This is a genomic window from Hydrogenimonas urashimensis (genome assembly GCF_016593255.1).
GTDB lineage: Bacteria > Campylobacterota > Campylobacteria > Campylobacterales > Hydrogenimonadaceae > Hydrogenimonas > Hydrogenimonas urashimensis.
Window position 1 is genome coordinate 1875417 of sequence record NZ_AP023212.1, and the last position, 19584, is coordinate 1895000.

Genomic DNA, 19584 nt, shown 5'->3' on the forward strand with positions numbered 1-19584 from the left:
GAATGAGTGAACTCGACTGCGAAGTGAATGTCAACGATCTGACATTCGAAGTAACCAAAAAGATCAGACAGTACATGAAGGGGCTGATCGAGCACGGGGGAAGCGACCTCCATATCAAAGCCAACGCACAGGTGCGTGCCCGGATCAACGGCGATATCGTCACCGTCACCAAAGAGAAGATAAGCCACGAAGACTCGATCGTGATGGCGAAGGAGATTCTCCGCAGCCGTTTCAGGGAGTTCGTTGAAAACAAAGAGATCGACTTTCTCTACATGTATGACGAGAATACCCATTTCAGGGGCAACATGTTCTTTCAGATGGACGGTGTTTCGGCGGTTTTCCGGGTCATTCCCGCCAAAATCGCGACGATCGACGAACTGGAACTTCCCCCGGCGCTTCACAAACTGACCGATCTGGACAGAGGGCTGATACTGGTCACGGGAGTCACGGGATCGGGCAAATCGACGACCCTGGCGGCGCTGATCGACGAGATCAACAAAAAAAAGAAAAAGCATATCATCACGATCGAAGACCCGATCGAGTTCGTGCATCAGGACCGCAAATGTCTGATCAATCAGCGAAGCATCGGGCAGGACTCTCTTAGCTTTTCCAGAGCGCTTCGCGCCGCTTTGCGCGAAGACCCAGACATCATCCTCGTGGGTGAGATGCGCGACGTCGAAACGATCGACACCGCACTTCATGCGGCCGAAACCGGGCACCTTGTCCTCTCGACACTCCACACACTCGACGCCAAGGAGACGATCAACCGGACCATCAGCGTTTTCCCTCCGGAAGATCAAAACCGTGTCCGTCACACACTCGCTTCGGTGCTGCAGGGCATTCTCTCCCAGCGGCTTGTCAAAACCGTCGACGGCAGCCGGACAGCGGCGGTCGAGATTCTCTTCAATACCTCCTATATCCAGAAGCTTATTCTGGAAAAGCGCGACATGGAGATCAAGGATGCGCTGGACGAGGGAACGCAGATTCACGGTACACAGAGTTTCGACACGGCACTTCTGCAACTGTACAGAAGCGGGAAAATCTCGCTGGATGAAGCGCTGCGCAACGCCACGAGCCCCAACGACCTGAAGTTGCGCATCGAAGGCATGGACAGCGAAGTGGATATGACCCAAGGCCGAAGCGGCGTCTACATTCCTGAGGACGATGCCGACATCTTCGGTTTAAAAGAAGATTAAAGAGCCCTGAGATATAATTCGCCTCTTAAAGTGCCAGCGCACTAATTTTTCTGCAAGGACAACACAATGTTGGAAGGAATCGTTAGAGAGAGTATCGGCAAGAGCGATGCAAAAAAACTGCGCCGAGATGGTTATCTAATCGCCAACATCTACGGAAAAGGGCTTGAGAACGTTCATGCCGCATTCAAGATGGGTGAATTTATCCGGACGGTACGCCACAAGGAGACACTTGCGTTCCCGGTCAAACTGGGTGACAAAGAGATGAATGTGGTAATCCAGGAGTATCAGCTCCACCCTGTTACGGACCAGATTCTTCACGTTGACCTGATGGTCGCGCAGCCGGGTGTCGTAACGCACTACATGGTGCCGGTCAAAACCGTCGGAACACCCAAAGGATTGAAAAACAAGGGTGTTCTCGCCATCTCCAAGCGTCGTATCAAAGTAAAGGGAGCGATTGAAAACATTCCCGAAAGCTTCACGCTTGATGTATCCGATCTTGATGTGGGAGATGCGATTCTGATTCGCGACATTCCCGAATCCGACCAATACAAAATCATGGTTGCCGGTCGCGTACCGGTCGTCGGGGTCATCAAAGCGAAGTAACGCTTCATGTGGCTGATCGTCGGCCTGGGCAATCCGGGAGCGAAGTACGAGCACACACGCCACAATATCGGGTTCCTGACACTCGACCGGCTGGTCGGAATGACAGGAGCCCACCCTCTCTCCTCTTCATCTTTTCACGGCAAACTGTTCAAAAGCGGCCAAACGCTTTTTCTCAAACCCGAAACTTTCATGAACCGCTCCGGTGTCGCGGTCCAGGCGGTCAAGCAGTTTTTCAAAATCGATCTGGAACAGATCGTCGTCATTCACGACGACCTCGACCTACCGTTCGGTGCCGTGCGTTTCAAGCAGGGCGGAGGAAACGGCGGCCACAACGGTCTCAAATCGATCGACGCCATGGTGGGACAGGATTATATCCGTGTCCGCATGGGCATCGGTAAACCTGTGTACAAATCGCAGGTGATCGACTATGTACTGAGCGATTTTACCCCGGAGCAGATGCGGGTGCTTCCCCTCTGGATCGAGCATGCGGCCAAAGCTACACTGGAGCTGACGCGACATCCGGTCGACAGGGTCGCATCCCTCTACAGTATACGAAAACCGGCATGGGAAACGCCATGAGAATGTTCCGTTATGTGGCATGGATCTATCTGAAATATTTCTTCATCATCGCCTTTGCGCTCTCTTTTCTTTTTGCGGGCCTTGACTATCTTCAGCATCTCGGATCAAAACTCAACGGGTTCAACATCAAAGTTTTGTACCTTTTTTACAAAGGTTCCTACGCCCTCGATCTCCTTTTTCCCCTGGCACTCGTCTTTGCGATGATCGCTGCGAAGGTGGTGCTGATCCGCTCCAACGCCCTGCTCAGTTTCTATGCCCTCGGCTATTCGAAAAAGCAGGTGCTCACCCCCTTTATCGCGGTTTCGTTTTTTCTGACACTTTTGTATGTGGGTATGCATTTTTCTTCTTTTGTCGATGCAGATCTTTCGGCCCGCGCACTTTTGCACGGCAAAAGAGTCGAGAACATCAAGCGCAATCTCTTTTTGAAATACAACGAGAGTTTCATCTATATCGGCCAGCTTGTGCCCGCGAAGAAGGAGGCACAGGATATCCGCATCTACAGGATGACGGAAAAAGAGCTGGTCCAGATGATCTACGGCCAGAAGGCGATTTTCAAAGGGGACCGGTGGATCGTCAAAGATGCGAAGATCGTTTTCAAACCGACACCTAAGAAGCTGGGAGGCAAAGGGTTCAGTGTCGAACACAAAGAGAGCTACGAGACGCTGTTTGGATTCAAACCGAAAATTCTGACATCGGTTTTTCAGGGCAAAAAATACTACACGATACAGGATGCCTACGAAGCGTTCAGACTCCTTGCATCCCAGGGTCTTGATACCCAAAGAGTCAGAACACTTTTTTATCACATGGCAGTCACACCCTTCTTCGCTCTTTTCCTGGTCATCATCTTTTTTCTCTCCATACCCCCCTACGCGAGGAGTGTAAACCTGCTGCTCACCTCTTTCGTTTTGACGGGAACGACCCTCTTTGTCTGGGGGATTCTCTATCTGCTCTACCGTATCAGCCAAACAGGTGTCATTCTTCCGGAGATGGGGATGGTGCTGATCGTTTTCCTGCTTGGCATCGGCGCCCTTTATTCCTATCTGGTTCGCACAAACCGCTAACCCTCTTCTTTCCGGAGGATTTCGCACCGAATTCCGATATTTTTCGATTTTTGTTTACCGCGTTGCCCCCTCTTCAACCTTTTTTTGATAAAATAGAAAAAATTTCATCAAAAGGTCTTTTTTTGATCGATTTCAGAGCTTTGGCACAGAAGTACGACACTCCTCTTTACATTTACGATTTCAACCATATCTCCGGACAGTACGAAAAGCTGAAAAAGGCTTTTTCCGGCCGCAAATCGATGATCAGTTACGCAGTTAAAGCCAACTCCAATCTCTCTGTCATCTCCCATCTGGCCAAGCTGGGTGCCGGTGCCGACTGTGTCTCCATCGGGGAGGTGAAACGGGCGCTCAGTGCCGGCGTTCCGAAATACAAGATCATCTTCAGCGGCGTCGGCAAGCGTGACGACGAGATCGAAGAGGCGCTGAGGGAGGATATTCTGCTGCTGAATCTCGAAAGCGAAGCGGAGATGGAACGGGTGGAGTGCATTGCCGAAAAGATGGGTGTCAAGGCCCGTATAAGTGTCCGTGTCAACCCGAATATCGATCCGAAGACCCACCCCTACATTTCGACGGGCCTGCACGAGAACAAATTCGGTGTCGATATCGAGACGGCGAAACGGATCTATATCCACGCCAACAACTCCGACCATCTCGATCCCGTGGGTATCCATTTCCATATCGGGTCGCAGTTGACTAAACTCGAACCGATCAAGGAGGCCTCCGCGATCGTCGCCGATCTCGTGCGAAGCCTTCTGGCGATCAAGATCGAACTGAAATTTTTCGACGTCGGCGGAGGGTTGGGCATCGTGTACGACGACGAGACGACAATCGAGCCTTACGATTACGCCCAGGCGATTCTTGGTACCCTGCACGGCCTCGATATAACGGTGGTCTGCGAACCGGGCCGGTTTATCGTCGGCAATGCCGGTTTTTTCCTGACGCGGGTTCTTTACGAGAAGATGAACGATGGAAAGCGTTTCATCATCGTCGACGGCGCCATGAACGATCTGCTTCGTCCCAGTCTCTACAATGCCTATCACAGAGTGGAAGTGGTGGGGAAAGAGGGGAACGAAACGGAAGCGGACGTCGTGGGCCCGGTCTGTGAAAGCGGCGACTTTTTTGCGAAAAACCGGCCGCTGCCTCCCACCGATCATGACGACCTAATCGTCGTTCACAGCGCCGGTGCCTACGGGTTCGTCATGGCGAGCAACTACAATACGAGGCCCCGTCCTGCTGAAGTCGCGATCGTGGACGGCAAGGCGCGCTGTATCCGGCAGCGGGAAACCTTCGAAGATCTGGTGCGACTGGAGACGATGTGTCTGTGAAAGGGTATATGATCGATGTGCAGGGTACGCTTATCGACGACCGGGAAAAAAAGCCGATCGAAGGTGCCGTGGACGTGATTCGCAGGCTGCAGGAAGAGAACGTACCCTACGTACTTGTTACGAACAACACGAAACAGGAGAGCGAACGGTTTCAAAACTACCTTCGGGAACAGGGTTTTCTCTTTTCGGAGGGCCAATACCTTGATCCGCTCATGGTTCTTGACAAGGTGGTTCCTCCCACAGCCGTGGCGGCATACGGTTCTTCACGGTTCCTGGAGGTTCTGCAAAAACGGGGCTACGCACTGGACTACGAAAGTCCCGAAGCCGTGCTCGTCGCGATCAAAGAGGATTTTACGAACGAAGAGTATGCACAGATGATCGAACTGGTACTGGAGGGAGCCAGGCTGGTGGGTATGCACGAAACTTCGATCTACGCCAAACACGGGCATCGCTATCCCGGGGTCGGTGCGATTTTGAAAATGGTTTCGTTCGCCACCGGAAAAGGGTACGAAGTGGTCGGAAAGCCGAGCCGGGCTTTCTATACCGAGGCTCTGAAACGGCTCCAGGCGCAGGATGCATCCGTCACTTTCTCGCAGACGGTGATGATCAGCGATGATCTTGTCGGAGATCTGATGGAGGCGAAAACGATGGGGATGAAAACGGTACTTGTTCTCAGCGGAAAGATCGCTTCGGTACGCGAGGTCGAAGCGATCCTCGAAAAGGGAGCGGACAGCGTGGCCGAGACGGTTTCCACATGGTTCGCGAACGAGAAGAAGGGGGCGGCATGAGACTCGAAGAGTTGCGCAAGGAAATCGATGCGATCGACGACAGACTGCTGGAACTGCTGAACGAACGGATTCGTGTCGTCCAGAAGGTCGGAGAGCTCAAACACAAAACGGGCGGGGCGATCTATCGTCCCGAGCGTGAAAAGGCGATCATCGAACGCCTGTTGCGGAAAAACGGGGGGCCTCTGACCGAAGCGGCGATCGAAGCGATTTTCCTCGAAATTTTTGCAGTCGCCAGGAATTTCGAACAGCCCCAGCGTGTCGCCTATCTGGGACCCGAAGGAAGCTTCACCCATCAGGCGGCCGAAAACCGTTTCGGTGCCATGAGCGAATATATCCCGCTCCACTCAATTCCGGCGGTGTTCAAGGCGGTCCATGCCGATCGGGCCCGTTTTGCCGTGGTTCCGATCGAAAACAACACCAACGGTTTTGTCGGAGAGACACTCGACGAGCTGGCGAAGACCGATCTGAAAATCGTCGCGGAGCTCTATATGCCGATCCACCACTCCTTTGTAACGAAAGCCGAGCATCTGCAACGCATCAAGCGGATCTATTCCAAGGATATCGCTTTCAACCAGTGCCGCAACTTTCTGCTCGAACACGAGCTTGATACCATCGAATACATTCCCGTCGAATCGACGGCCAAGGCGGCCCGTCTTGCGGCGGAAGATCATGAGAGTGCGGCGATCTGCTCCCATATCGCCGCAAAGCTCTATCAGGTTCCTGTCATGTTCGAAAATATCGAAGACAACCATAGGAACCAGACCCGTTTCATCATTTTGAGCGATTTCGAGAATGCACCCAGCGGTGCCGACAAGACATCGATTCTGGCGAAACTCTCGGACCGTCCCGGCAGCCTTTACGAGTTTTTGCGGAGTTTCCACGAGGCCCATGTCAACCTCAAAAAGATCGAGAGCCGCCCCGCCGCGGAAAATACGGGATTTGACTATTGGTTCTATATCGATTTCGAAGGCCATCGGGAGGAGCCGCATATCCAGAAGCTTTTTGAAAAACATCGGGACGAAATCAAATATCTGGGCAGTTATGTCCAAAACGGGTAGGAAGCGCGTATGAAATTCAATCCTGTCATCGAACATCTGAAAACCTACGAGCCGGGCAAGCCGATCGAACTGGTAGTCAGGGAGTTCGGCATCGGTTCTGACGAGATCGTCAAGCTCGCTTCCAACGAAAATCCCCACGGCTGCAGTGAAAAGGCTACCGAAGCGGTCAGAAAGAACGCTCACCTGATGTATCGCTATCCCGATGATACGATGACGGCACTCAAATCGAAACTGAGCGCCCGTTTCAGTGTCGATGAAAAAGAGTTGATCATCGGTGCAGGCAGCGATCAGATCATCGAATTCGCTTGCCATGCCAAACTTTACGGCGGCGCGAAGATACTCCAAAGCGAAATCACATTCGCGATGTACCAGATCTATGCGGCACAGTGCGGGGCTACCGTCGTCAAATCTCCCGGCATCGCCCACGATCTTGATGCGATGTACGAGCTCTACAGGAAAGAGGAGCCCGAGATTGTCTTTCTCTGCGCGCCCAACAACCCCACCGGCGACTGTCTTGACAGGGTCGATATCGAGAATTTCATCGAGCGGATCGATCCCGATACCCTTGTGGTGGTGGATGGTGCCTATCAGGAGTATGCCGCTTTCAAGGATCCGAACAAGGCCTTAGACCCCGCTGTACTGATCGAAAAGTTTCCCAACGTGCTCTACCTCGGGACCTTCTCGAAAGCTTACGGACTGGGAGGAATGCGCATCGGCTACGGCATCGCCCGCCGCGACATTATCGCCTCGCTCTACAAACTGCGTCCCCCCTTCAATGTCACGACACTCTCCCTGATTGCGGCGGAGAGAGCGCTGGAGGATCAGGAGTTTGTAAAAAACTCCCTAAAAGACTGCTTTTTGCAGATGGAAAGCTATCTGGCTTTCGCTGAAAAACATGGCATCGAGGTGATAGAGAGCTATACCAATTTCATCACTTTCCTGCTGGATGGCGTCACCGATTCGACGGCACTCGCCGACGCACTGCTGCGGCGGGGGGTCATCGTACGTGATCTTCGTGGCTACGGGCTCAATGCCATTCGCATCACGATCGGCAAAGCCGAGGAGAACCGACGCTTTTTCGATGTGGCGGAACAGATTCTCGATAGTGGGGCAAAATGAATTTCAAAGAGTTGACAGCACAGTTGACGCGTATGTACGAAAAGCTCAACCGTGCCCAGAAAATGGTGATTGTCGGGACACTTTTCGCTGTCATCGGATTCATTGTCTTCCTGGTGATCTACACATCCGCAGGTCGCAGCGGCACCTATGCCGTACTTTTCGATCACCTCTCCTCAAAAGACGCGGGACTGATCATCCAAGAGCTCGAAAAGGAGGGGATTGCCTACAGAATACCCGAGGACGGTGTCATCGAAGTTCCAAAGGATATGGTCTACAGGGTCAGAATCAATGTCGCATCCAAAGGACTGCCGAAAGAGAGTCACGTCGGATTCGAACTTTTCGACAAGCAGGAGTTTGGTTCGACCGATTTCGATCAGAAAGTCAAATTTCTCCGTGCGCTTGAAGGAGAGCTCTCCCGCACCATTCAGACGCTTCAACCCATTGAGAGTGCCGTCGTTCATCTGGCACTTCCCAAAGAGAGTGTTTTCGTCTCCAAAACAACTCCTCCCAGCGCTTCGGTCGTAATCAAGACGGTAAACGGCATGCGGCTCTCCAGAAAGCAGATCGCCGGCATTAAAAATCTCGTTGCCGCGGCAGTCGCGAATCTTGCGCCGGACAATGTCAAAATCGTCAACGAATACGGCGAACCCCTTTCCGAAAGCGGTGAAGAGAGCGGGGAGCTTGTCAAGCAGCAGGTTTCCTACAAAAACCGTTTCGAAAAAGAGTATGAAAAGAAGATTGTCAATATACTCGCACCCTTTATCGGCGGGGAGGAGAGGGTCGTCGCGAAGGTGACGGTCGATTTCGATTTTGCCCAGCGAAGCAGTGTCGAGGAGCGGTACGATCCTGAAAATGTCGTGCGCAGCGAGCAAAGCACCGAGGAGAAAAAAGAGGGAATGGCGCCGGAACAGGCCGGAGGAGTTCCGGGGGCGGTAAGCAATATCGGACCCGTTCAGGGGGTCGAATCGAATCGTCCGAGGCAGAAGTACCAGAAGTCGACGACGACGACCAATTACGAGATTTCCAAAATCGTTTCCAACGTCAAGGGACCCTTTGCCGCAATCCGTCGCATCACGGCGGCGGTGGTTGTGGATGGCAAATACGCTCCCGCGGAGGACGGTTCCTTGGAGTACAGCCCCAGAAGCGCCGAGGAGCTTCAGCGCATCAGCGACCTGGTCAAGCAGGCGATCGGATACAGCGCAAAACGCGGCGACCAGGTGACAGTTTCCAACTTTAGATTCGAAAAGACGGCGCAGGCTCTGACTCCCAATCCTTACAAGTCGGCCGTTTCAACCTTCTATGCCTATATCGAGCCGATTGTACCCGTCCTGAAGTACCTTGTGCTCTTTGTCATCCTTTTCCTTTTCTACAAAAAAGTGATCGTGCCTTTCAGCGAACGCATGCTGGAAGTTCCGGTGGAGGAAGGAGCGGAGAAGGAGACCGTTTTGCACCTGGATGAGGAGGAGCACGAATCCCTGGCCGAGAAGTTCACGGAGATGCGTAAAAAGGTGGAGGAGCAGCTGGGACTGGGTGAAGAGCTCAGCGAAGAGGAACTCAAGTACGACCTGCTGCTCGAAAAGGTCAAGGAGATGGCCGAAGAGCGGACGGATGAATTCGCCGCGCTGATCAATACCCTGATCAGGGACGAGAACGAGATCGAAGAGAGCGCGGTGGACAAGATCAAAAAGGACAAATCGTGAGTGTGCAGTTGACACCCCAGCAGCAGGCGCAGCTGGAAGGTCTTTCGATGGCGGAAAAGATCGCAATCTTGCTGATTCAGCTTGGGGAAGATGTGACGACCAACGTCTTTTCCCATCTGAATGTGGAAGCGATTACCGAAATTTCCAAATTCATTGCGATGGCAAGAACGATCGACAAACCGGTGGCGATGGCGATACTCGAAGAGTTCTACGCCATCATGCAGTCCAATCAGTACCTGAGCACCGGTGGACTCGACTACGCCAAAGAGATTCTTTACAAAGCCCTGGGTGCCGAAGAGGCGAAAAAGATTATCGACAGGCTTTCAAAATCGATGCAAAGTACCCAAAGCTTCAGCTTCCTTTCGAAAATCAAACCCCAGCAGCTTGCCGATTTCATCGTCAACGAACACCCTCAGACGATAGCCCTGATCCTCGCCCACATGGATCCCGGTGACGCGGCCAACGTACTCAGTTATTTCGAAGACGATCTTCGGGCTGTCATCGCGATGCGCATGGCCAACCTGGGCGATATCTCCCCCCAGATCATCAAACGCGTCTCCACCGTGCTGGAGAGCAAGCTTGAATCGCTGGCCAGCTACAAAGTGGAAGTGGGCGGTCCCCGCGCCGTCGCGGATATTTTCAACCGTCTGGGCCAGAAAGCGGCGAAATCGACGCTTGTGCAGATCGAACAGCTCGACGAGCAGCTCGCCAGCGCCATCAAGGAGATGATGTTCACCTTCGAAGACATTGTCAATCTCGACAACAATGCCGTACGGGAAATTCTCAAGGCTGTCGACAAGAAAGATCTGATGCTGGCACTCAAGAGTGCCCCCGAAGAGCTCAAAGAGCGTTTCCTCTCCAATATGTCGCAGCGTGCACGGGACGCTTTCGAAGAGGAGATGCAGTTCATGGGTGCAGTGAAAGTGAAAGAGGTCGAAGGCGCCCAGCGGAAAATTGTCGAAGTCGTCCAAAAGCTGGCGGAAGAGGGCGTTGTGAGCATCGGCGAAGCCGAGGAGATGATCGAGTAGCATGGAAACTGTCATTCCGCCCGAAAAAACCGGTGGTCATATTATCCGAAAGTACCGTTTCAAGGTTCTGGCACAGGAGGGAGCACAGCAGAATCCGCCATCCGGTACGCAGGAAGGAGGGGTGCGCCCCTATACATTCAGCGAACTTGCTTCTTCCGAAGATACCGGGGAGATCCCCCAGCAGGAGCATGTCGAGGAGAATACGCCCTCAAAAGAGAAGGAGGAAGAGAGCATGCCGGCTCCGGAGGCATCAACCGAGCATCAAGGCGAGATGATGGAAGAGATGCTCAAGCGGGTCGATGAACTCACGAGCGAGCTGGTCAAAACCCAGATGGAGCTTGAAAAAGAGCGCCAGGCGATCGAAGAGCGTCTCGAAGAGACGAAAAAAACCGCTTACGATGACGGTGTGGAAGCGGGCAGAGAACTCTGCACGCGCGAGATGTCCCAAAAGCTTGAGGAGATGCGTGCCCGGTTCGCCTCGGCGATCGAAGCGCTCGAAGAGAGCCGCCGGATCTTTTTGGGTAAAGTGGATACCATCGAGGAGGAGCTGATAGAAACGGCACTCGACCTGGCGCGGCAGGTGGTCGCAAAAGAGATAGAGAGCAACGCACAGGATGTGGCTCTCAGATTGGCGCGGCTTCTGCTCGCGGAAGTGAAGGATGCCGCGAAGATCAAACTCAAACTCAACCCGGAAGATTTCGACTATGTCAAAGATCATCTGGAAACGACGAAAAACATCAAAATCGTTCCCGATCCGGCAGTGGGACCGGGAGGCGTCGTGATTTTGAGTGAAATCGGAAACATCGACGGCGAAATCATGCACCGCTTCGAGCGGATCAAAGAAGCGGTTTTCGGAACCGTCAAACAGGGATAACAGCGTATGAAATTGGAAGATCTCAAAAAGATGAGTGTGCCGCAACTGGAAGCACTGGCACAGAAAATCCGGGAGCGTATTCTCGATGTAGTGAGCCGCCGGGGCGGCCATTTGAGCAGTACACTCGGAGCGACGGACCTGATTGTCGCCATGCATTATGTCTTCGATGCATCGAAAGATCCTTTCATCTTCGATGTAAGCCACCAATCCTATGCCCACAAGCTTTTGACGGGACGCTGGGAGGCTTTTGAGACGCTTCGCCAGTTTGGTGGTATCAGCGGCTATACCAAACCCGACGAATCGCCGTACGACTACTATGTGGCCGGGCACAGTTCCACCTCGGTCTCCCTGGCTGTAGGTGCGGCCAAAGCGATCCGGCTACGGGGAGAAGAGGGCGAGCGGATTCCGGTCGTCATGATCGGTGACGGAGCGATGAGCGCGGGGATGGTTTACGAAGCCCTCAATGAACTGGGTGACCGCAAATATCCCGCCATCATCATTCTCAACGACAATGAAATGAGTATCGCCAAACCGATCGGCTCCATCAGCCGCATCCTCTCCCAGGCGATGGCGAGCCCTTTTTATCAGCGCTTCAAGGAGCGAACGGAACAGATGCTGGAGCACTTTCCGGAATCCGCCCGCTATATGGCCAAGCGGATGGAGGAGGGAATGCGGATGATCACACCGGGCATCCTGTTTGAAGAGATGGGGTTGGAGTATATCGGTCCTGTGGATGGACACAACATCGGACAGTTGATCGAGACGCTTCAGACGGCCAGAGACCTTGGCAAGCCTGTGATCGTCCACGCCCAGACCACGAAGGGCAAAGGCTACAAAATCGCGGAGGGGTACTACGAACACTGGCATGGTGTCGGACCATTTGACAAAGAGAGCGGCCAGAGTCTGAAGAAAGAGGGCAGACCGAGCGCAACGAAGATCTTTAGCGACACGCTCTGCGAATTGGCTGAAAAAAGCGAAAAGATCGTGGGCGTTACCGCGGCGATGCCCAGCGGAACCGGTATGAAACAGCTGATGGAGCGATTTCCGGAGCGATTCTGGGATGTTGGCATCGCAGAGCAGCATGCCGTCACTTCGATGGGGCCGCTTGCCAAAGAGGGGTACAAACCTTTCGTCGCGATCTATTCGACATTCCTGCAGAGAGGATACGATCAGGTCATACACGATATCGCACTGATGAATCTGCCTGTCGCCTTCGCTATCGACCGCGCAGGCATCGTCGGGGAGGATGGGGAGACCCATCAGGGGGCATTCGATATCAGTTACCTGCGCACCGTGCCGAACATGACGCTTTTCGCTCCGCGGGACGATGCGACACTTCGGCTTGCCGTGGAGTTCGCCGCGGATTTTCCAACTCCCTGTGCCTTTCGCTATCCCCGCGGAGCGATGCTGCTAGAAACCGGCCGCTACAGGGCGACTCCTTTTGTAAAAGGGAAAGCGGAATATCTGGAAGAAGAGGGCGAGATACTGCTAATCGGCTACGGCAACGGCGTCGGACGGGCGGTTGCAGTCATGGACCTTCTGAAAGAGAGAGGAATCAAAGCGGCGGTACTGGACCTGCGTTTCGTTAAGCCGATCGACAAAGAGGTGTTGGAAGGAGCGACAGAGCGGTTCGGCCGCTGGTTTGTTTTCAGCGACGGAGCGAAGATGGGAGGTGTCGCTTCCGCTGTGGCCGAGGCGCTGATGCCTTCTTCGTTGAGAAAGGTCGACATCCACTCGTTTGAGTATGAAGATGCTTTTATCCCCCATGGCAATACGAAATCGGTCGAAGAGTCGTTGGGATTGCTGCCAAAGCAGATTGTAGAAAAAATAGAGAAGCGTTTGAAAGAAGAAAGCCGGTAATTTTTTTACCGCTTTGCAGTATGTTTTTCATGACGATCAGCCGCCGGAAGGCGGTTGATCGTTACAGTTCTTCGGCGTGTTTTGCGAGATATTCCGCAACGCCTTCCGGGTTGGCTTTCATGCCTTCTTCCCCTTTGTGCCATCCTGCCGGACAGACTTCACCGTACTCGTTGGTAAAGTGCATTGCATCGATCATACGGAGCATTTCGTCAATGTTTCGGCCCAGAGGAAGGTCGTTGATGACCGCGTGGCGGATTGTTCCGTCGGTGTCGATCAGGAAAGATCCCCGCAGGGCGATGCCATCGTCGAGCAGGACGTCGTAATCGGCCGCAATCTGCTTGGTGAGGTCTGCCACGAGCGGATAGCGCACCTGGCCGATACCGCCCTCTTCCACCGGTGTGTTTTTCCATGCAAGGTGTGTGAAATGGCTATCGATGGAACATCCGATAACGTTGACACCGCGGCTTGTGAACTCATCCAGCCGATGGTCGAAGGCGATGATTTCGGAAGGACAGACAAAAGTGAAGTCCAGAGGATAGAAGAAAAGAACGGTGCCTTTTTCACCGAAGTTTTCATAGAGATTGAAATTGTCGACAATTTCATTGTTTCCGAGTACTGCATTGGCAGTGAAATCGGGAGCTTTTTTCGTTACGAGCATTGCGTCTCCTTTGTTTATAAGTTTTATTGACGGAAAAATTATAACACAGACTCTTGTCAATACTATATTATAGGAATGGATTAATCTTTTACAAACATTTCGATATAATCCAACGCAATCTATAATCTCCAAAAATCATGAAACAACGAAAAAGGATGGTTGTGCCAAGAAGTTATCTTTTTACCTCGGAATCGGTCACGGAGGGGCATCCGGACAAAATGGCGGATCAGATCAGCGATGCGATTCTCGACTATATTATCGAGCGTGATCCAAACGCCCGTGTCGCCTGCGAAACGCTCCTCTCAAACGGTTTCTGTGTCATTGCCGGGGAACTCAAAACTGTCACCTACGCACCGATGCAGGATATTGCCAGAGAAGTGATTAGGGAGATCGGCTATACCGATGCCCTCTATGGGTTCGATTACCGGTCCGCCGGGGTCCTCAACGGAATCGGGGAACAATCGCCCGATATCAATCAGGGCGTCGATCTGGCCGGAGGAGCGATCGGAGCGGGTGATCAGGGGCTGATGTTCGGGTATGCCTGCAAGGAGACCCCTGCCCTGATGCCGCTGCCCATCTATCTGGCGCATCGTTTGACGGAAGGACTGGCGAAAAGCAGAAAAGACGGAACCCTTCCTTTTCTCAGGCCGGATGGCAAAGCCCAGGTGACTGTGGAATATGTCGACGGCAAACCGCACAAGGTTAAAACGATCGTCGTCTCCACACAACATGATCCGGATGTTTCCCACGAAAAACTGAAAAATGCGATTATCGAAGAGCTTATATACAATGTAATACCTGAAGAACTGATCGATGATGAGATTGTCTATCATATCAATCCGACGGGGCGTTTCGTGATCGGGGGTCCCCAGGGGGATGCCGGCTTGACAGGGCGTAAAATCATCGTCGATACCTACGGGGGAAGCTGTCCCCATGGCGGCGGAGCATTCAGCGGAAAAGATCCGACGAAAGTCGATCGAAGCGGCGCCTATGCAGCTCGCTATGTGGCCAAGAACCTTGTGGCTGCCGGCGCCTGTGAAAAGGTGACGATCCAGATTGCCTATGCCATCGGAGTGGTTGAACCGGTATCGATCATGATCGATACACACGGAACAGGGAAAGTGGTCGAGGAGAAGATCGAATCGTGCATCTACGAGCTATTCGACCTTACACCCAAAGGGATCATTGAGACACTTGATCTTTTGCGTCCAATTTACAGGAAAACAGCTGCATACGGGCACTTCGGACGGGAACTTCCCGAATTTTCATGGGAAAAAACGGATAAGGCCGAAGCGATTCGAAAGAGTCTTGGACTCTGAAAGAATCGGGAACTGTCTGTCGGATATCGGCATCTGTTTTGTTCCCTATGCAGGGATTTTTTGGAGACGGTCCCATTTAAATACTTTTTAAAAATGTTGTGTTATAGTACGGATGATTAAATTGCAAAGGAGCTTGAAATGGCTGTTATTATTACAGATACCTGTATTAACTGTGGAGCGTGTATCGACGAGTGTCCGGTCGAAGCGATTGTTGATGACGAAGATAATCCGACAGGAGAAGAGATTTATTATGTCTATCCTGACAAATGCGTCGAGTGTGTAGGGTACCACGACGAACCCGCATGTGCAACAGCATGCCCGACAGAAGGTTGTATCTGCTGGGATGTCTGTGCAGAGGGTGCAACCTGCCGCGATGATGTTTCCGAAGAAGCGCGCACCGAGCATCAGCCGGTTGTCGAATAATATTTAAATCAAGGGAGGGGGTCCCCCTCCATCCTCCAACTACTTCTTTCTTTTAATTAATCTTAAACATCGTTTCAGTATAATTCCACCCATTTTAATAATTTGGAGATCTTCTCATGGAACGAACGCTTTCTATCATCAAACCCGATGCTGTCAAAAAAAATGTCATCGGTAAAATTATCGATCGTTTCGAAAGCAACGGTCTTCGTATCGCTGCCATGAAAAAAGTGCAGCTCAGTGCCCAGGATGCCGGCGAGTTTTACGCTGTCCACAAAGAACGCCCTTTCTTTGGCGAACTGGTCGAGTTTATGACAAGCGGCCCGGTTGTCGTTATGGTACTCGAAGGAGAAAATGCCGTAGCGAAAAACCGGGAATTGATGGGTGCAACCAACCCGAAAGAAGCGGCTCCCGGAACGATTCGTGCTGACTTTGCCGAAAGCATCGATGCCAATGCAGTACATGGCAGCGACAGTCTTGAAAACGCAAAAACAGAAATCGCTTTCTTTTTTGCCCAAAGAGAGATCTACTGAGACGATTCGTATGAAAATCCTGCTTCGAAAAATTCATGAAAACAGAAATCCTTTTTCCATCAGGAAAGAGGGACTTCTCTGCAGTGGTGAATTTTGGCGCAGCGGGAAACACGCCGTTACGGTGGACGGAACGGTCGAAGGCGATATCGGTCTTATGTGTGACCGATGTGGTGAAGCGTTTTCAAAACATATCTCGGAACCCTTTCATGTCGAAGTGGTTGACAGACCACTTAAGGTAGATGAATCTCTCGATGTGATAGAATGTCCGGACGGAATTGTCGATTTCGATATGATTTGTGAAAGTGAAATCGCTTCGATACAGAGTGAGTATCATTTGTGCCCTCAGTGTGAAGGTACCAATGATTTTGAAATGGAATTTTGAAACCACGCAAGGAGAGTAATTATGGCAGTACCAAAAAGACGCAACAGTAAAACACGTGCAGCAAAACGCAGAACTCATTACAAAGTAACACTCGCCCGGCCGGTCAAAGATGCCGACGGTACGTGGCGAATGCCTCACCGAATGAACAAATTCACAGGTGAATACAAAGCGTAAATGGTCCGAATCGCCGTTGACGCAATGGGTGGTGATTTTGGTCACTACCCAATTGTGGAAGGAGCCATATTTGCCCTTAAACAGAAAAAATTTCTTCCCATATTTGTAGGCGATAAAAACAAAATCTACCCTCTCATCCCCAAGAAATTCAAAAACAGAGTCGAAATTGTCCATTGCGATGATGTAATAGCGATGGATGAGCATGCAACCGACGCTTTGAAAAGAAGAAACTCTTCCATATTCGTGGCCGTTGATCTTGTAAGGCAGGGCAAAGCGGACGCGGTAGTTTCTGCGGGGCACAGCGGAGCGACCATGAGCCTCGCAACATTGAGAATCGGTCGCATCAAAGGGATTTCTCGACCGGCAATCGCCACCTTCATGCCCACCCAGGTCAAAGGCAAACAGACCGTTGTTCTTGATGTCGGAGCCAATGTCGACTGTGATGCCAACAATCTCTTTCAGTTTGCGGTCATGGGGGATGCCTATGCCAGCAAAGTGCTGGGTTGTACTTATACAAAAGTCGGACTTCTCTCCAATGGCGAAGAGGCAACGAAAGGCAATGAAGTCACCAAGGAAGCCTATCCGCTTATCAGTCAGCTTGAGAGCTTCGTCGGGAATGTGGAAGGTGGTGACATCTTCAACGGTGCTGTGGATGTCGTGGTCTGTGACGGTTTTGTCGGTAACGTTTTGTTGAAGACAAGCGAGGGAGTGGCAGAGACCATCAGCTATTATCTCAAGTCCGAAATCAAGCGGTCGCCTGTTTCAATCGCGGGAGCGTTGTTGATGAAACGCGTTTTTCGCAGACTCAAAAAACAGATCGATTATGCTGAATACGGCGGAGCGCCCCTGTTGGGAGTCAAGGCCTGTACGATTATAAGTCATGGCAAAAGCAATCCGAAAGCGATCAAAAATGCGATGTTCCAAGCCATACGATTCGTAGAGTCGAACGTCAACGAAGCGATACGCACGCGTCTTGAAACATTGAACAATTAAGCCGAACAGTAAAAAAGGTAAACGATGTATGCTGCTTTGAAATCGATCGGTGCCTATGTGCCGAAGAAAGTTCTGACCAATCAAGATTTTGAAACGATGGTCGAAACATCGGATGAGTGGATTACCAAACGGACCGGAATCAAAGAGCGGCATATCGCTTCGGAAAACGAGTCTACCAGCGATATGGGAGTTGAAGCGGCCAAGATCGCCATACATCGGGCAGGGTTGAAGATTGACGATATCGATATGATCGTTTGTGCAACGATCTCTCCCGACTACCTTTGTATGCCTTCGACTGCCTGTATGATTGCTGCGAAACTGGGACGCGTGAATGTAACCGCATTCGATATTTCTGCAGCATGTACCGGTTTTATTTACGCCCTGGCCGTCGCCAAAGCCTTTATAGAATCGGGAATGAAAAAAAATGTATTGATTATCGGTGCCGAGAAACTGAGTGCAATCGTTGACTACAGCGACCGGACCACGTGTGTGCTTTTTGGTGACGGTGCGGGTGCGGCCGTTGTGGGCGCCACACGCAAAAAAGCGGAAGCCATCACAGATATTCATATTTCCGCCGACGGCAATTACGGCGATCTTTTGATGACCCCCGGTTGTGGTGTAAAAAAGCCCTGTTCCGAGCAGGTTCTTGAAGAGAAACTTTGCACGATGAAAATGAAAGGGAACGAAACCTTCAAAATCGCTGTACGAACTCTGACTAGCGATGTGGTCAACATTCTTAACGACAATGAAATGAAGGCTTCGGACATCAAACATTTCATACCCCATCAGGCCAACTATCGTATTATCAAAGCAGTCGGCGATGCGCTTAAAATGAAGGAAGAGCAGGTAGTGCTCACCGTCCATAAATATGGCAATACCTCTTCTGCCTCTATACCGATGGCGATGAACGATATCTGGGAAAGCGGACGTCTACGCCAGGGAGATACCATGCTCCTTGATGCATTCGGGGGCGGACTGACATGGGGAAGTGCTTTACTCCCTTTTGCCGGCAAATCATTCAAGTAAAATCCAAGGTGCACAGCACCTTTTCTCTTTTTTCAAAAATTTTCCAATTTTTCCCCCAGATCACTTGACAAGGGGGGAGCTACCTGCTATAATTCCCGTCCGCAAACAGAGGAAGCCGACGGGTCGAGTGATCTCAGAGGCGAGTTTGCAGGAGTCGGAAAGACGACGAGATCTTTGACAACCGAGTAAGAGATAAGTAACAACCTTTGAGTGATTATTTTTGGCCGTTTTTTAGTAAAAACGGTCAGTTAGTCGACAGGGACTGACACTTCATATATTATGGAGAGTTTGATCCTGGCTCAGAGTGAACGCTGGCGGCGTGCTTAACACATGCAAGTCGAACGAGAACGGTCCGATGAACCTTCGGGGGATTCGGATGTCAGCTAAGTGGCGCACGGGTGAGTAATGTATAGGTAACATGCCCCTTAGAGAGGGATAACGGCTGGAAACGGCCGCTAATACCTCATATTCCTGTATGACACAAGTTGTATAGGGAAACGGTGTATTCCGCTAAGGGATTGGCCTGTATCGTATCAGCTAGTTGGTAGGGTAACGGCCTACCAAGGCGATGACGCGTAGCTGGTCTGAGAGGATGATCAGCCACACTGGAACTGAGACACGGTCCAGACTCCTACGGGAGGCAGCAGTGGGGAATATTGCACAATGGGGGAAACCCTGATGCAGCAACGCCGCGTGGAGGATGACGCTCTTCGGAGTGTAAACTCCTTTTCTGTCGGAAGATGATGACGGTATGACAGGAATAAGCACCGGCTAACTCCGTGCCAGCAGCCGCGGTAATACGGAGGGTGCAAGCGTTACTCGGAATCACTGGGCGTAAAGGACGCGTAGGCGGCCGGATAAGTCAGATGTGAAAGCCCACGGCTCAAC

20 protein-coding genes and 1 rRNA gene (1 of these 21 cut by a window edge) are annotated in these 19584 nt (G+C 51.7%); 20 read left to right on the forward strand and 1 reads right to left on the reverse strand.

The window, feature by feature from the left end; translation table 11 throughout:
• The first annotated feature begins 2 nt into the window (after positions 1 to 2).
• From JMG82_RS09660 to dxs, 12 genes are all read left to right on the forward strand, one after another.
• Entirely contained in the window at positions 3 to 1196 is a 1194-nt protein-coding gene (locus JMG82_RS09660; protein ID WP_201352539.1) for a type IV pilus twitching motility protein PilT, read from the forward strand.
• A gap of 66 nt (positions 1197 to 1262) precedes the next feature.
• Positions 1263 to 1799 (forward strand): 50S ribosomal protein L25/general stress protein Ctc, encoded by a 537-nt coding sequence (locus tag JMG82_RS09665; protein WP_201352540.1) that lies wholly within the window; start codon positions 1263 to 1265, stop codon positions 1797 to 1799.
• 6 nt (positions 1800 to 1805) lie between these two features.
• Positions 1806 to 2378: an aminoacyl-tRNA hydrolase gene (pth, locus tag JMG82_RS09670; RefSeq protein WP_201352541.1), complete on the forward strand. Its 573-nt coding sequence runs from the start codon at positions 1806 to 1808 to the stop codon at positions 2376 to 2378.
• Positions 2363 to 3439, forward strand: coding sequence for an LptF/LptG family permease (locus JMG82_RS09675; RefSeq protein WP_201352542.1), 1077 nt, complete (start codon positions 2363 to 2365; stop codon positions 3437 to 3439). The genes pth and JMG82_RS09675 overlap by 16 nt, the downstream gene beginning before the upstream one ends.
• A gap of 122 nt (positions 3440 to 3561) precedes the next feature.
• Entirely contained in the window at positions 3562 to 4764 is a 1203-nt protein-coding gene (gene lysA / locus JMG82_RS09680) for a diaminopimelate decarboxylase (RefSeq protein ID WP_201352543.1), read from the forward strand.
• A gap of 8 nt (positions 4765 to 4772) precedes the next feature.
• Positions 4773 to 5552: an HAD-IIA family hydrolase gene (locus JMG82_RS09685; protein ID WP_201354395.1), complete on the forward strand. Its 780-nt coding sequence runs from the start codon at positions 4773 to 4775 to the stop codon at positions 5550 to 5552.
• Positions 5519 to 6610, forward strand: coding sequence for a prephenate dehydratase (pheA, locus tag JMG82_RS09690; protein WP_430408178.1), 1092 nt, complete (start codon positions 5519 to 5521; stop codon positions 6608 to 6610). Before JMG82_RS09685 ends, pheA begins: the two co-directional genes overlap by 34 nt.
• A gap of 9 nt (positions 6611 to 6619) precedes the next feature.
• The gene (gene hisC / locus JMG82_RS09695) at positions 6620 to 7729 is read left to right on the forward strand and encodes a histidinol-phosphate transaminase (protein ID WP_201352544.1); all 1110 of its coding nucleotides are present in this window, start codon (positions 6620 to 6622) and stop codon (positions 7727 to 7729) included.
• A complete protein-coding gene (gene fliF / locus JMG82_RS09700; RefSeq protein ID WP_201352545.1) occupies positions 7726 to 9429 on the forward strand; it encodes a flagellar basal-body MS-ring/collar protein FliF in 1704 nt (567 codons plus the stop codon). The genes hisC and fliF overlap by 4 nt, the downstream gene beginning before the upstream one ends.
• A 2-nt stretch (positions 9430 to 9431) precedes the next feature.
• Positions 9432 to 10457 carry a flagellar motor switch protein FliG gene (gene fliG, locus JMG82_RS09705; RefSeq protein ID WP_430408185.1) on the forward strand — a complete coding sequence of 342 codons (1026 nt, stop codon included), beginning with the start codon at positions 9432 to 9434 and terminating at the stop codon, positions 10455 to 10457.
• A 1-nt stretch (position 10458) separates the two neighbouring features.
• Positions 10459 to 11331 carry a flagellar assembly protein FliH gene (gene fliH / locus JMG82_RS09710; protein ID WP_201352546.1) on the forward strand — a complete coding sequence of 291 codons (873 nt, stop codon included), beginning with the start codon at positions 10459 to 10461 and terminating at the stop codon, positions 11329 to 11331.
• Positions 11332 to 11337: 6 nt separating this feature from the next.
• The gene (dxs, locus tag JMG82_RS09715) at positions 11338 to 13191 is read left to right on the forward strand and encodes a 1-deoxy-D-xylulose-5-phosphate synthase (RefSeq protein WP_201352547.1); all 1854 of its coding nucleotides are present in this window, start codon (positions 11338 to 11340) and stop codon (positions 13189 to 13191) included.
• A gap of 61 nt (positions 13192 to 13252) precedes the next feature.
• Here dxs and JMG82_RS09720 read toward each other — a convergent pair whose 3' ends face one another.
• Positions 13253 to 13849: a peroxiredoxin gene (locus JMG82_RS09720; RefSeq protein WP_201352548.1), complete on the reverse strand. Its 597-nt coding sequence runs from the start codon at positions 13847 to 13849 to the stop codon at positions 13253 to 13255.
• A 161-nt stretch (positions 13850 to 14010) separates the two neighbouring features.
• On the opposite strand from JMG82_RS09720, the gene metK reads away from it, so the two are divergent.
• The 8 genes from metK to JMG82_RS09760 all read left to right on the forward strand — a co-directional run.
• Entirely contained in the window at positions 14011 to 15168 is a 1158-nt protein-coding gene (gene metK / locus JMG82_RS09725; RefSeq protein ID WP_283242313.1) for a methionine adenosyltransferase, read from the forward strand.
• Positions 15169 to 15306: 138 nt separating this feature from the next.
• Complete coding sequence (locus JMG82_RS09730) at positions 15307 to 15591, forward strand: 4Fe-4S dicluster domain-containing protein (RefSeq protein ID WP_201352549.1); 285 nt, start codon at positions 15307 to 15309, stop codon at positions 15589 to 15591.
• Positions 15592 to 15707: 116 nt separating this feature from the next.
• Positions 15708 to 16121: a nucleoside-diphosphate kinase gene (gene ndk / locus JMG82_RS09735; RefSeq protein WP_201352550.1), complete on the forward strand. Its 414-nt coding sequence runs from the start codon at positions 15708 to 15710 to the stop codon at positions 16119 to 16121.
• A gap of 10 nt (positions 16122 to 16131) precedes the next feature.
• Entirely contained in the window at positions 16132 to 16503 is a 372-nt protein-coding gene (locus JMG82_RS09740; RefSeq protein WP_201352551.1) for a YceD family protein, read from the forward strand.
• Between the two features lie 21 nt (positions 16504 to 16524).
• On the forward strand, positions 16525 to 16677 hold the full coding sequence (gene rpmF, locus JMG82_RS09745) for a 50S ribosomal protein L32 (RefSeq protein ID WP_201352552.1): 153 nt from the start codon (positions 16525 to 16527) through the stop codon (positions 16675 to 16677).
• Positions 16678 to 17670 (forward strand): phosphate acyltransferase PlsX, encoded by a 993-nt coding sequence (gene plsX, locus JMG82_RS09750; RefSeq protein ID WP_201352553.1) that lies wholly within the window; start codon positions 16678 to 16680, stop codon positions 17668 to 17670. It abuts the gene before it with no gap.
• A 24-nt stretch (positions 17671 to 17694) separates the two neighbouring features.
• On the forward strand, positions 17695 to 18696 hold the full coding sequence (locus JMG82_RS09755; protein WP_201352554.1) for a beta-ketoacyl-ACP synthase III: 1002 nt from the start codon (positions 17695 to 17697) through the stop codon (positions 18694 to 18696).
• 276 nt (positions 18697 to 18972) lie between these two features.
• Positions 18973 to 19584, forward strand: a 16S ribosomal RNA gene (locus JMG82_RS09760); it runs 916 nt beyond the window's last position.